Source organism: Mycobacterium attenuatum (genome assembly GCF_900566085.1).
GTDB lineage: Bacteria > Actinomycetota > Actinomycetes > Mycobacteriales > Mycobacteriaceae > Mycobacterium > Mycobacterium attenuatum.
Map to the genome: position 1 here is coordinate 1 of NZ_UPHT01000185.1, position 13722 is coordinate 13722.

Annotated in this window: 12 protein-coding genes and 1 pseudogene; 10 read left to right on the plus strand and 3 right to left on the minus strand. The window is 65.5% G+C overall.

Going from position 1 to position 13722, the window contains the following annotated elements; all coding sequences use genetic code 11:
* The 3 genes and pseudogenes from EET13_RS30725 to EET13_RS29045 all read left to right on the plus strand — a co-directional run.
* Positions 1-222 (plus strand): hypothetical protein (locus EET13_RS30725; protein WP_168991352.1); only part of this gene is annotated, 222 nt, incomplete at its 5' end.
* 115 nt (positions 223-337) lie between these two features.
* On the plus strand, positions 338-1768 hold the full coding sequence (locus tag EET13_RS29040; protein WP_122445476.1) for a type IV secretory system conjugative DNA transfer family protein: 1431 nt from the start codon (positions 338-340) through the stop codon (positions 1766-1768).
* Positions 1769-1854: 86 nt separating this feature from the next.
* Positions 1855-2199 (plus strand): annotated as a pseudogene (locus tag EET13_RS29045) (class I SAM-dependent methyltransferase); the annotation flags it as partial.
* Between the two features lie 274 nt (positions 2200-2473).
* On the opposite strand, the gene EET13_RS29050 reads toward EET13_RS29045, so the two are convergent.
* From EET13_RS29050 to EET13_RS29060, 3 genes are read right to left on the minus strand one after another with little or no spacing between them, the layout of a single operon-like run.
* Positions 2474-2707: a hypothetical protein gene (locus EET13_RS29050; RefSeq protein ID WP_122445477.1), complete on the minus strand. Its 234-nt coding sequence runs from the start codon at positions 2705-2707 to the stop codon at positions 2474-2476.
* Positions 2688-3494 carry a hypothetical protein gene (locus EET13_RS29055; protein WP_122445478.1) on the minus strand — a complete coding sequence of 269 codons (807 nt, stop codon included), beginning with the start codon at positions 3492-3494 and terminating at the stop codon, positions 2688-2690. The genes EET13_RS29050 and EET13_RS29055 overlap by 20 nt, the downstream gene beginning before the upstream one ends.
* Entirely contained in the window at positions 3487-3882 is a 396-nt protein-coding gene (locus EET13_RS29060; protein WP_136623305.1) for a helix-turn-helix domain-containing protein, read from the minus strand. Before EET13_RS29060 ends, EET13_RS29055 begins: the two co-directional genes overlap by 8 nt.
* Positions 3883-3971: 89 nt before the next feature.
* Here EET13_RS29060 and EET13_RS29065 point away from each other — a divergent pair, with 89 nt between their 5' ends.
* Genes EET13_RS29065 through EET13_RS29095 form a run of 7 tightly spaced genes read left to right on the plus strand, consistent with a single transcriptional unit; the run spans position 3972 to position 13555 of the window.
* Positions 3972-4394 (plus strand): hypothetical protein, encoded by a 423-nt coding sequence (locus tag EET13_RS29065; protein WP_122445480.1) that lies wholly within the window; start codon positions 3972-3974, stop codon positions 4392-4394.
* Positions 4391-5509, plus strand: a complete 1119-nt coding sequence (locus EET13_RS29070) for a hypothetical protein (RefSeq protein WP_122445481.1) — start codon at positions 4391-4393, stop codon at positions 5507-5509. Before EET13_RS29065 ends, EET13_RS29070 begins: the two co-directional genes overlap by 4 nt.
* A complete protein-coding gene (locus tag EET13_RS29075) occupies positions 5509-6447 on the plus strand; it encodes a conjugal transfer protein (RefSeq protein WP_122445482.1) in 939 nt (312 codons plus the stop codon). The genes EET13_RS29070 and EET13_RS29075 overlap by 1 nt, the downstream gene beginning before the upstream one ends.
* A 31-nt stretch (positions 6448-6478) precedes the next feature.
* Positions 6479-6826, plus strand: a complete 348-nt coding sequence (locus EET13_RS29080; RefSeq protein WP_122445483.1) for a hypothetical protein — start codon at positions 6479-6481, stop codon at positions 6824-6826.
* Positions 6823-9753, plus strand: a complete 2931-nt coding sequence (locus tag EET13_RS29085) for an ATP-binding protein (protein ID WP_244604183.1) — start codon at positions 6823-6825, stop codon at positions 9751-9753. The genes EET13_RS29080 and EET13_RS29085 overlap by 4 nt, the downstream gene beginning before the upstream one ends.
* Complete coding sequence (locus EET13_RS29090; protein ID WP_122445484.1) at positions 9750-11759, plus strand: hypothetical protein; 2010 nt, start codon at positions 9750-9752, stop codon at positions 11757-11759. The genes EET13_RS29085 and EET13_RS29090 overlap by 4 nt, the downstream gene beginning before the upstream one ends.
* A complete protein-coding gene (locus EET13_RS29095) occupies positions 11756-13555 on the plus strand; it encodes an AAA family ATPase (protein WP_122445485.1) in 1800 nt (599 codons plus the stop codon). The genes EET13_RS29090 and EET13_RS29095 overlap by 4 nt, the downstream gene beginning before the upstream one ends.
* Positions 13556-13722: the final 167 nt, after the last annotated feature.

The following is a 13722-nucleotide window of genomic DNA, read 5'->3' on the forward strand; positions in this document are numbered from 1 at the left end:
CACACACCCACCCCACCCGACCTTGACCCGCTGCTGACTCAAGCAGCCCGCCTACACCCCGACGTGCTCAACGACCAACTGCGCCAAGCACTTACCACCCGCCAACACCTACGCGAGGCCAACCAATACGCCTACCGCCGCCACCTCAACATCACCAGCGTCTACGACAGCGGACTCAGCATCGAGGACAACCGCTCTCCCGACCTCCCCCCACCGAGCTGAACGACGAGCCCGTCGCCGAACGCACGGGCGAACAGAGTCGAGCAGGTGGCTGCAGGTCGTGAAACGCCCGGCGGTGTAGGGCAATCGTGCCTAACCGCCGATACGGTAGCCCCGCATGACCTTCTCAGAGCCCTACACCCCCTACTGCGGGCTGGAGTACAACGACCACACACAGCCTGTTCGGGTGAGCACCGCTCCCCACGTCGCGATCACCGCCCCGACGCGCGCCGGCAAAACCCGCAAGATCCTCGGCCCAGCTGCCGTGCTGCACCCCGGACCGGTGTTCTCCTGCTCATCCAAACCCGATCTCGCCCAACTGGTTATCCCCCACCGGGCCAAAGGCCCCATCGGTGTCCTTGACCTGTCCCCCGTCAAAACCGAGACCTGGCCCTCCGACGTCAAATCCATGGTGTCCGATCCCACTACGGCGATCACCACCGCCGACGAAGCGCTCACCGTCGCCGAGACCATGCTGGCAACCAGCGGCGTCGGATTCGGCGGGGCTACCGCCGGGGCCTCGGTCAGCTCCGGCGGACTCTGGGAATCCACCGCTGCCCCACCACTAGCCGCCCTGCTCTACGCCGCCAGCCCACGGGGCAACAACCAAGGAATGCCCTGGGTACTCAAAGCCGCCGAAAACTATGGCCTCCCCAACCCCCAAGACCAAGACGACGACTCCGGTCCTGCGGCCCTGGCGCCGCAAGTCCCCCCCGAGTCCTGGATGAAAGCCTACGAGTTATGCCCACACCCAGAGCTTTCCGAGCCGCTGCTGGCCATGCTCGGCATGGATCCCCGCATGCGCGACAGCGTCGCGATCACCGCCCGCAAAGCCATCCGGCCCTGGCTACGTTTAGGGTTGGCCACAGCAGCCAAGCTCGAAACCCTCAGCGCTGTTGAACAACTCGACGTCCACAACTTCGACTTCAGCCTCCTCGACGACCCCGACGCAACCATCTTCTTGATCGCGCCCAAACACGGCACCGTGGCCGGAGTGGCCGTCGCGCTCATCGACTCCATCATTCAACACTTCCGCCGCAAAGCAGCCAATCACCAGCTCACCCACCGTCTACTGCTGCAACTCGACGAAGTATGCAATGCCAGCCCGCTGCCAAATCTCCTCGACTACTGCGGTGAAAGCGCCGGACTCGGCGTCAACATCCAAATGACAGTGCAAGCCTCCAGCCACTTCGACGTCATCTACGGACCCAAATACGCTGATGCCCTGCGCGACATGATCCCAGGATGGGTCATCATGTACGGCTCCCACGAACGACACCTGCTCGAACAGGCATCACACTGGCTGGGCCTGTCCACCCGACGCACCGAATCCTACGAACCCAACAGCGGCCACCGCGGCCAATCATCGGTATTCGGCCAAGAAATCGAATGGCAAGAATTTCTACCCCAGGACCTCACCGAAGCACGACTGCTCACCCGCGGCGCCCCCGGCAAAAAAGTCCTGATCCCTGACTTCGACGACTTCATCGACATCTACCGCCAAGCCGTCAACAAACGCATCCAACGCATGTCGGCTACCGCGACCTAGTTGAGCCCGCCGTCAGTGGCCGGCGTGCAACTACCTGTTCCGATATTAGGATACCCTTACTAACGTGGCCGGGGCCTGTCAGAACTCCCGTATCGCTTTCGGTGGGCGATGTCTGCGAGATCGCCCAGCCAGCCGGCAGCGTCGACACGGCCGTGGACTTCGGGATCATTCATCATGTGCCCGACTGGCAGCAAGCCGTGGCCGAGGTCGCCCGCGTGCGTCGCCCTGGAGGATTACTGCTCTTCGAAGAGGTGCCGCGCCGGATCCTCGACAGCTGGGCATTCCGCACGTTCACTGTGCATCCGCGCGAAAACCGCTTTGAGTCAGATGAATTCGCCGCCGAACTCGCCCGCAACGGACTGCACGGGACTGGGCGAATCGAAAAGCACCTCGGCGGAATGTTCTTCGTCGGCGCCGCCCACAAGAGCTGAACCTTCTCCGGTGCACACCTTAACCACGTCGAATCCCCCGGCCCCGGGAAGGACGTCAATCTCTGCTTTACGCTTGTGAGCGCTCACGCCACCCCCGGAGACCCCGGTCTGACTCTGAAAGCTCAGATCGGGGTTCTCTGTAAGCGGTCCGCGGTTCCGGGCCAGTCGCGCCAAACCCTCTCGCCATCTGGCCGCCGATTCATCGGAAACTTGGCTCGGGGCCGCACCGCACATTTGGCTCGCACTCGTTGCTCGCCGCGTCGAGCCGGCACGGTCAGTAGTCGAGGCTGATCCCGCAGTCATGGGCGAGGTCGTCTGCGAGTTCGGCACCCCGTTGCTGGGCGACCTGGCGTAGCGCGTAGCGCAGCCGCGCGGCTCCGTCGCGCACATCTCGGTCGTCGTGTGGGTCGAAGCCCTCGGCTTCGCGGGCTTGACGGCGGATCGACTCTTCTTCGACGTCACTCAGATCTGTTGCCGTGCGGTTGGTTTCAATTCGCGGTTGTGTCAAAGCTGTTCCTATCGTCAGTCGATGAGATAGCGCTATCTGCATTGCCCACGGTGGCCTCGATGACTTCTGCGGTAAACCACAGCGTGCCGGCACCCGCGAGGATCAGTCCGCTCACCAGCGGCAGCCAGGTGACCTTGGGCGGCGTGCGGCGTGCAGTCAGTGCTGCCGGTCGGCGTTTGACAGGCGCCGGGTCCAACAGGGTCGGCATCGTCGATTCCATGGGGCCCAACAGCAGCCTGTCGTCGATGTCTGGTTCTTTGGGCGCCATCGGCCACCAATGCGAGGACCCATCGACGGCCAGCCAGCCTTCCAGGATTCCGTACATCCCTGCGGCCAGCAGTATCGCGGGCAGCTGGGCACCAAGCCAGGGCACGACCAGCGATGACCATAGCGAGGGCGAGGGGTCCAAGAGCAGCAGCGGCGCTCCGCAGATGATGGCCCCCCACACCAGCGCGGGAATCGGATAGGCGCGCAAGTTATCTGGGATCAGCCGCCGCGTAATCCACTCGTAGAGCAGGCGCCCGGCTGGCCAGCCGATCGGTGCGGCGAGCGCGGCGATCACCGCGATCGCGGTTTCCAGTGACCCTGTCGGGGTTGAGGCAGTGCGCAACAGCAGCGGTGCAGTGACCTGGTCGTCATGCGGATCAGGTCGCGCACCGGTGCGGTTGCGGTTTGCCGCGCGCAACCGCTTCCCCAATAGCTCGGCGCGGCGCTTCTGGAACAGGAATACCCCGGCGTGTGCGGCGATCCAGGCTCGGCGTTGGTCGTCGAATATGTGATCAGGCATTGGCGTCCGCCCGCGGGCCAAGTCGACAGCTGAGCTGGCCCAGCAGCTGTGTCAGCTCGGTGAGTTGCGTTTCGATGCCCTGCAGTCGGGCGTCGACTTTGACGTGATGAATCGCTTCTTGCGGCGGGGTGCCCCCGTCGATGACGTGCGCGCAGGTGCCGATCGGCCAGTCCAGCGCGATATCGATCTTGGTCAGGGTTTCTGGCCGCATCCGGCGGGCTTGCTTGACCGCGCGGTACACGGTGTCCTTGCTCAGGCCCGCGGTCCTGGCGAGCTCGGCCCAGGTCATTCGCTTGGCCGCCAGTCGCTGCCTGACGAACACGTCAAGCCGAGCCGCGCCTTGCTGGGGAATCTCCACGCCAGAAACATAACTAAAGACGACGCTCACTGTCCACCGTTGTAGGCAAAAAGACGACTAAAGAACTACGCTCACGCTTATACGTCGACCCTGGTTTCGGTTGGGGAGGAGAAACAAGCGTGAAGATGATGCTCGCGCTGGTCGCGGTCGCGGCTAGCGCCGCCGCGATCACGTTGCTACTGATTGTCGAACTCCTGCGGCGCCTGTTGCCGGTGCTGGCCCTGGCGGCAGCATGCTGGGTTGCCCTTGCGATCTGGCGGCGCACCCACAGGCCGCGTCACCTCGCCGCGCCCAATCAACCAGCTAGGACGCCAACCCCGCCGCCCGCCACGTTGCCTGCGCTTCCTCCGGTGACTCTGGCCGCCCAGCGCCGCTACGTGGTGGCCGGCGCCGACACCGGCTTCACCGCCGACCGCGACGACGGCTACCTACGACTCGATCCGCCACATGTCGGTGGGCCCTCATGCGCGCGCCGCCAGCCCCACTCCGTGCGGCACGTCTCGCGGCGCCGCCCCCAGCGTGAACGGAGCACACGCCCATGAGCAGCAACTACGTCATGCCCGCTGACGCCGAGCAGTGGTTGTCTGGCATTGGCGCGCGCCTGCCCCACATCAACAACCGGCAGACAGCTCAGCGCATCGGTGAGGAGGACGGGGTCGTCGACCTTGACGACGCCGATGCCGCCGCCGATGACGACACGGAGCGCGACAACCGTTGTGCTCAGCAGCAGGCCAGCAATGATCCCCAGCGCACTGTCGGCTCCGACCCGGACGCCGCCGCTGATGAGCCAAGCCCACAGCCACAGACCTCGGCGTTGGACGCCGGCACCGCGGAGCCTGCGGCTCAATCCGATGATCCGGACCGGCCATCGACGCGGCGCTACAACCCGTGGGTGGTCGGCGCACTGGTGGCCGTCACGGCGGTGGCCACCGTGATCACCGCGACACTGACGTTCGTTAACACCCCGTCCCCCAATCCGGTGCTGTCCTCCCCGACGACCACGACAGCACGGACAGCTCCCCCACCGCCGCGCGCCGCGGCAAGTCCGGCGCCAGTGAATGAAAACGCCGACGGGCCATTGCCGTTCACCGCATCATCGGACTGCGATAATGCCGGATCTACCCCGGCGCAATCGGTGGCTGAACCCGGCACGGACAACCCGTGGGTGTGCGTGCTGCACGGCGCCGGGCAGGTCCTCACACTTCAGCTAGGCCAACCGGGAATGCCGCAGGCCTATGTCATCACCGGCGTCAGCATCATCCCTGGAGCCATCGGCCCGCAGGGACGCCGCCCCTCAGACCCAGATCCATGGCTGGCCCATCGTGTCGTCACCCTCCTTCAGTGGCATTTCAGCGACCCCGCCAACCTGTTCTTGGACCAAAACACCTTTAACCACCGCGGGGATGTCCCCCTGGCAGTACCCCGGGTGCTGGCTTCCAAGATCATCATCATCATCCGCCAGACCAGCCGACCACCCACCGATGCCACCCCCACCCCCAGCAGCGACGCCGGCATGACCGAGGTGCTGGGGCCCCCGCCGATGAGCACCGCCGACCCGACACCATCGGGAGGTGACAGCGGGCCTCAGACAACCGACCCCAGCGATGGCACCTTCGCGGTCGCCAGCATCAAAGTCTTTGGCCACAAGGCGGTTTGATGAAGATCACCAACACGTGGAAGCGCCGCCTGCACACCGCCGGCACCGCCGGGCGCCACATCGGGTTCGCCGCCCTGGTCGCTACCTCATCGATCAGCGGAGTCAGCCAGGCATGGCGGTTCTTCTTCCCTCCGCCGCCGCCCCCGATCGCCGCGATCAGCCGCGCCGAGATCAACGAGACCGACCGCGTTAAAAGCTTTGCTGCCCAATGCGTCGAGGCGCTGCTGACCTCCAACACCAGTGCCGACATCACGCGCTGCTACCCCGACGGGCACAAGTACACCCTGCCGACCACCGCGGCCATGACCGTGTCCAACGCCAAACCCCAAGCCACCAAATTCGGTCCGGCCACCGCCACCGTCAGAATCTATGCCGTCAAGGTCGACGTGGACGAGCAACCCTACCCCGGGGCGGCGAAAACCCCTGCCAAATACCAACTTCCGGTAGCGGTATACCAGAACTCCGGCATGCAGGCCCTCGACAAAATCGCCCGCCTGCAGCCCGACCCCCCCGGCGCCTACCTACCATTGGGCTACTCGGTCGCCATCGACAAAAGCCCGCCGAACTCCACCGAGCTCACCCCGCTATTCGCCTTACTGACCGGGTTCGCCAACGCCTACCTCACGTCCGCTGGTGGCTTGAACCGATTCACCACCACCGATGCAGGCATCAGCGCGGTCGGTGACTACGCCGCCGCCACCGTCACAGCTGCCCAAGCCGCCGAGACCCCACCAGAAAACCCCGCCGACAACACCCAACTGGCCGTCCACATCGACGTTGCCGCCCGGCGCCCCGACTACAGCCAAGTTCTGTTGGCCTACCCCTTGACGCTGCGTGCTCTCGGTGGCAGCTGGTTCGTCGCCCGCATCGACGCCCTGCCGGTGGTGGCCGACACCACACCCACCCCCGCGCCTCCACCTGTCGCCAATACCCGTTAATTGCAACCATTTTGACCGAAGAAGGATCGCCATGAACATCACCTATCTGGCAACGCTCGACCAGGGAACCGCAGCCGGCGGCGCGCACCAATCTGCGGTGGCCGCCGGCGCCGGCATCATCAACATGTCTCACGAGATCTACTGGATCGTGGCCGCCGTCGCCGGGGTGGGATTCTTGGTCATCGGCTTGCTGCGCGGCCTGCGCGACCATCACAAGCGCGGTACCGGCTCAGCACTGTCGGCGATTGGCGGTGGCATTCTGCTCGCCGTGGTTGCCGCCCACGTGGTGGGCATCTATAACCGCGGCAACCAAGAATTCGACGACCTCGACCGCGGCGGACACGGCACCCACCTGCCTTCTGGCAACCGCGGCTGGTGAGCGCGCCCACCACCGCGGCGCCGGCGCGGTCTAACGAGGTCGCCCAAGCATTCACCGGCATCCGCGATGTCGATATCCACGTCGGCGGTGAGGTCGGCAAAGGCCACCGTTGGCCCGGTGGCCCCTACCGCAAGATCGAACTGGCCGCCATCATCGGCATCGCCGGCCCCACCATTTGGTGGGTCGACGAGCATCCCGCAGGCACCACCTGGCCCGTCGCGCTGGCCGGCGCGATTCTGACCGGCCTCACCGTCGTCGCAATGCGCCTGCTGCTGCCCAAAGGGCGGCCCTCGCTATCGACCCGCATGGTATTCGCGCGCAACACCCTGCACCCGCCCCACGTCGTGACCTCGGCACCCCGCGGGCAGCGCGACGACCTGTACCTGTCTGTCGACGACACCTTCGACCCGCCCGAACGCGTCGAGGGCAACATCGTGTTCACCAAAAAAGGCGGCGTCTACGCCGAGTTCCTGCTCGACGGGCTGCCCACCCATATGCGCTCGCTTAGCGTGCACCAGTCCGCGGCCAAACTCACCCGCAACCTCGGCCGCTACCTACCCTCGGGCGCGCAGCTGCGCGGGCTGCTGGTCGCCGACGACACCAACGCGATCCTGCGCAACATGGTCGGGCAACACCTGGACAAACCAGCCTGGATCGACCAGTGCCGAGCCTGGGATCCCATCATCCGCCGCCCTTCCAAAACGTTGACCACCGGCTACACGGGTCCGGTGCGTCCACGATTTTGGCTCACCGTGCCCGTCGATGCGGGCCTGCAAGGACGCACACCGTTGGGCCAGGGAAAACGGGCGTGGGATTGGATCAGCGGCCGCGACAAAGACTCCCGCACCTCCCTTGAGCACTACAACACCACCGCACGCGCGATCGCCCGGGCACTCCCCGATAAGTTCAACGTTCGCCCGGCCAGCCCAGCCCAAATCCGATGGTATCGCCGCCATCGCGCCATGCTCGGCGTCATCCACGAACCGATGCCGCCCACCGGTGCGGGGCCACAATCGTTGAGCACCAGCGAGTTTGCCCGCATCGCCTTCGATGAAGGCGACAACGCCCACCGACCCTGGTGGCGCCCCAGCCTCAAACCCCTGCTCCGGGTCTATGACCCGTACAACCCCCACGCCCCGGCCAGCTACCAGACCTTTTTGACCGTCGAGCACTTCCCCGACAAAGGGGTGCGCTTCCCCCGCGCGTCCTACCTGCACGGTCTGCTCAACGTCCACACCGACGCCATCATCGAATGGACCCAACACCACGACCTACGCACCCCCGATGAAGCCAAGGCCGTCAACAGCCGCAACACCAAAAACATCAAAGACCAAATGGGCCAACGCGGGCCGAGCGCCGAAGAGGACGACGAACTACCCAAAAAACTCCACCGGACCCGCGCCTACAACACCCACCTCGGTGCCAATCCCGCTGAGCGCGAACTCGACCACACCGTCATCATCGCGGTCGGCGCCCACAGCCCCGACGTTCTCGATGACGCGGTCAAACAGATCCGACAAGAACTCGACACCGTCGGCATCGCCGTCAAACGCCGCCGCGGCGCCCAAGCACTGCTGTGGAAAGCCTTCAATACCGGAAGCGAAATCTTTTGCCCGCTCGATGAATTCCGCAACCCCACCACCGCTCACCTGTGGTCACTGTTTTTGCCGCTGATCTCCGGGCGGGTCGGCAACGTCAAGGGCAGTCCGCTGGCCGTCGACCAGACCACCATGCGCCCCGCCGTCATCCTGCACGACCCCGAGGGCACCGCACGGCGCAGCAAAAACACCGGCCTTGCCATCGTCGGGGATCCCGGCGGCGGCAAATCCAATCGCGCCAAACTCTCGGCGCTGGAACTCATTTTGCGCGGCGGCCGCGTTGTCGTGTTCGAACCCGACACCATCGCCGAATGGAAACGCGCCCTCACCCCAATCGAGGGCGTGCGATTCATCGACCCCACGACCTCACAGTATTGCTATGACCCGCTGGTGATCTTCCCGGCCCACCTGGCCGGTCGCATCGCCGCCGCCCACATCCTGCCGTGGATCGGACTCTCCCACGACAGCATTCTGGCCAAACGCTACCGGCGCCTGATGCGCCCGGAAAACCTTACCCGCCACGGCATCACGAGCCACCGCGCACTGCTGGAGCACCTGCGCGCACAGCCCGACGCCGACAACGACGAACTGCTGCTGCGGCTCGAAACCGCCGAAGAAGACTTCCCCGGCCTTTTCGAGGACCACCTGCCACCCTATCGACCCGAAGACTCCCCGGCGACGGTCTATTTGACCGGCAACCTCGCACTGCCCGGTGCCGACGACCTCACCAACCCCGATCTCTACGCCCACCTCACCGGGCCCCAGCGCGCCGGCATGGCCATCTACGGCCTGCTGATCGAACTCGAGCAGCGCTACATGTTCGATCGCACCGAGGTCTTCGACGCCATGATCTTCGAAGAATGCGCCGAGCTATGCGCGTTTGCCACCACGGCCCGCATCGCCCACAAGATCACCCGCCGCGGCCGCAAGCACGCCACCGGGATCTGGCTGATCACCCAAGATTTCCGCGACCTTGCCCGCATGGGCGACAAGTTCATCGTCCAAAAATGGATCTTCCGGGTCCAAGACCCCGAGCTGGCCCATGCGACGCTCAAGTGGGCGCGCATCGACCCCGACATGTATCCCGAGCTGGTCGCCGCACTGTGCGAAGACACCAGCCCCGGCAACACCCGCGACGAAGACCTCATCGACGACGACGAGCACTGGGACAGCCCGCAGCTCATCGAAGCCGGCGCCGTAGACCCCGACCGCGTCGGAGAAGGATTCCTCGTCGACGAACTCGGCCGGCCAGCACGCGTCCAATTCTTCGGCGCCCCAACCGAAGAACAGGCCCGCGCCTTCGACAGCACCGCATTGGTGGCGACATGACCCACACCGAACACGTCGTGGCCTGGCTGTGCGATCACCCGCGGCTGCGCCGAGCGCTCATCCTAGCCGGCAGCGTCCACGTCCTCTGCCTGTGGGCTGTGGCGTGCGCCCCGAACGCGGCCGCCGAAACCGGAGCGGCAGCACTGGGGTGGACCGGTCTCAAAGACACCTACGGCGTGCCGCTCAAAGACTATTTCCTGTCCGTCGTCGACACCTCCGAAGCCATGACCAACAACGGCCAACACATCAGCGCCATCGACCCCAGCACCTGGCTGCCCTGGCTGGCCGACGCCACCCAGATCGGATTCACCCACAGCCTTGTCGCTTTGATCCTGACCACTGAGACCGGCGCACTGGTGTTCATCTTCGCGACGTCGTTTTGGTTTTTACGTTTCGCCAACTCCAGCGCATGGCTCGGCACCCTGGCCACCCTCGGACGCCCCCTGTGGCAGTCCGTCAACACACTCATCAACGACATGTGGTTAGGACCCTTGGCCCTGCTGTTGTGCACGTGCGTGGCTGGCTACCACTACATGCGCGGGCGGGTCGGCCGCGCCTACAGTGTGGCCGGCAACGCCGCGATGCTGACCGCCTTATGGTGGACCGTGTTCCGCAACCCCATCGACGACCTGACCAGCGAGCACGGGCTGTTGGGAACCGCGCGATGGACAGGCTTTCACCTCGCCCGCTCGGCCAGCACTACCAGCTACGCCCCCGGCCAGTCGCTCGACAATCAACTCAACGGCCTGATCTCCCAACTCATTTCAGCCACGGTACGTCCCATGGTGCAGCTGATGAACTTCGGCATGGTCATCGACGACGCCCCAGGATGTGCCGCGGCCTGGTCCCGCGCTGTGATGAACGCCAACGGTCAAGGTGCGGGCCCGGCGCACGCGATGAAGGGATGCGGCGCCGTTGAGGCGCTCGCACACGCCCAGCAGCTCGGCGCCAACGACATCGGTTTGGGTGTGGTCTTCATCGTGATCGCCCTGGCGGTCGCGCTATTCATCTGGTACGCGGGCATCACCACCTTGCTGGTCGGTGTCAAGGCGACCTACTACGGCATCGTCGTGGTGCCCGCCTTCCTCGCCGGGATGATGGGCTTCGAACGGCCCAAACGCTTCGCCGCTCACGCCGGATCTCAACTGCCGCTGCATGCCGTGCAGATGATCATCTTCACCACGTTCCTGGCCGTCAGCAGCGTGGCGATGAGATGGGCGCTGACCACGCCGCTATATGGGCACGGTCAACTCAGTGTGGTGCCGCGCCTGATGCTCATCGCCATCGGCTCGATCGTGGCCCTGCTGGCGTTCCACTACATCGACAAACACTTCTACACCGACAGCCTGGGCACCATCGGCCACCAGATTTCCGGGGCCTGGCATTCGGTGCGCTCCGGCGCGCAGGCGCAATACGGTGACTTCCACGACGGCCTCGACAAGATGCGCGATGCCCGCGACCGCTACCGAAGCTGGCGCAACCGCGGCAACGAAGGCGACGACGACACCGAGGCCACCGAGGAGCCACAGGGACAAGACGTTCCGGGTTTCGAGGTGGTCAAACCACGGCCCAGCCGTACCATGGGCGCCCCCGCCGGCCAAGCCGCCGCCGAGACGGCTGCCGAATCAGCCACTGTCGCCGGCGAAGCCAGCCAAGCGGCCACCGTCGCCGAGGCCGCCGGCATGGCGGCCGCCCCCGAAGTCGCTATCCCGGCCGCCGCCGTGGCCACCGTCGCGCACCATGCACGCGAGCACCCCAATCACAACACATCACCCGATGGCCAACCTGATCACCCTAGTACTCAGCCACCCCACTCCGGTGCCCACCGCGCACCCGAGCCTGCCGCACCGGACGACGCTGCCGGCCAACCACCCGCAGACGCCGACCTCTTCCTCCCTCCGGTCGCAGCTCGACCCGTCTACCGTCCACCACACCACGACGACCCCCCTTTAGAATTCCCAACAGCACCCCCTCGCCCCACCGCCCGAAAAGGTGACCGTCCGTGAACGCCCAGAAATCCTTCGCAGACGCCATCGCCGCCCTCGGCATGACCCACGCAGCACAAGACCTCGCCGCGGCCCGCCAACACTTTCAGCGCGCCGCTGACGCCGACCCCACCATGTGCGACGCCTGGCTCGGGCTGGCCATCGCAGGCCAACCCACCCCCCACATCCTGGCGCGCGCCGCCGCAACCAGCGCCACCCTGCACCGAGAAACCCGCCGCCTGGGCTTGCCCGACTCCACCCTCATCCCCACCGTCGCCGCACCCGCATTCGTCGTCATCTACCCCCAAACCCGCCTCGGCCTGGCCGTCGCCCACATCATGGCCGTCCTGGGCACCGGCGACTACGACACCACCGAAAAGCTGCTCAACGACATCAATCTCGAAGACCACCCCACCCAAACCCAGATCCACCAGTTCATCGGCGCCAGCCTGCACTACGTGACCCAGCGCTGGCCCGATGTCCTGGACTGGACCAGCCGCACCGCCCCCGCCCCCGACCCGACCATCGCGGCCGCTAACCGGCTGCTCACCGGCATCGCCGAAACCCGCCTCGGCCGCGCCGACACCGCCTACGCGACCTTGATCGCCATCAATAGCCCCGTGGAAGCCATCGCCGCCGAAACCTCCCTCTACCTGGGGTTGTGCGAGCGCGTCCGCGGTAATGAAAAAGCGGCGCGCACACACTTCCAAGCCGCCACCATCGCCGGCGCCCTGCGGCCCGACGCTGCCGCCGCGCTCGCCGACCCCACCTACGCGGCCCTGACAACCACTGCCGAGGCGATCGCTGCGCGCACCGACCGCTGGGACCCCGCATCAGGGCCCAGCCTCACCGAGCTTGAACGCGAGCACCAACGCGCTGGCGACCCCGACATGCTGGCCAAGGCCGAAGCCCACATCCAGACCTACATCGGACTGACCCCGGTCAAAAAACGCCTCCATCAACTCAAAGTTGCCCGCCAATGGGACGCCGCCATGAAAGCTGCCGGCCAAGAAATCGGCGAAATCGAAAGCCTCAACATGACTTTCGTCGGACCACCCGGCACCGCCAAAACATCGATCGCGCGAGACGTCGGCAAACAATACTGCGGACTAGGCTTGTTGAGCCGCCCCGACGTCGTAGAGGCATCCCGCAAAGACCTCGTCGGAGCCCACATCGGCGAAACCACCCAGCGCACCGAAGCCTTCCTCGAACGAGCCCGCGGCGGGGTCGGCTTCATTGACGAAGCCGGCGAACTCTATAAGCCGCACACCGCCAACGACTTCGGTATCGAGGCCCTCGACACCATCATGAAATTCGCCGAAGACCACCGCCACAGCACCATGATCATCATGGCCGGCTACAAACACGCCATCGCCGCCATGCTCGACGCCAACCCCGGACTACGCGGACGATTCCCCATCCAACTCGAATTCCCCTCCTACACCGGCGACGAAATGCTCCAAATCATCGACCGCATGGCCACGAGCAGCGCCAAAGTGATCCTCAGCGACGACAGCCGCACCTACTGGCATCGCCTCTGCACTCACCTGGCCACAACCTACGAACCCGCCAGCGACGACCCCAGCACCCAACCACGACGCCTCATCGACCGCGCCACCAACGGCCGCTTCGCCCGCATGGTCATCACCGAAGCCGCCGTCCTGATGAAAAACCGCGTCATCGACTCCGGCGCCCTCGACCTCACCACCCCCGCCGGCATCACCGCCGCGCGCACCATCACCCTCGACGACCTCCGCGCCGCGACCCGCACCATCCTGCCCGCCCAACGCCTGGACCCCAGCCTCGCCGATCTCTAACCTCGATTTTTCGCGCCGGTGGGGTTCGGGGGTGCTGAGCCACGAAAAGTGCTGAGCGGTAGCTATTTTGGGCTTGGGGTGTGTTTAGCCTGCCCGTGTCGCCGGGGTGGGCGGGCTTTCCGGGGGCCGGTTGGTCTTTCGGGTCGTCGGGACGGGGTTGTGGCGGT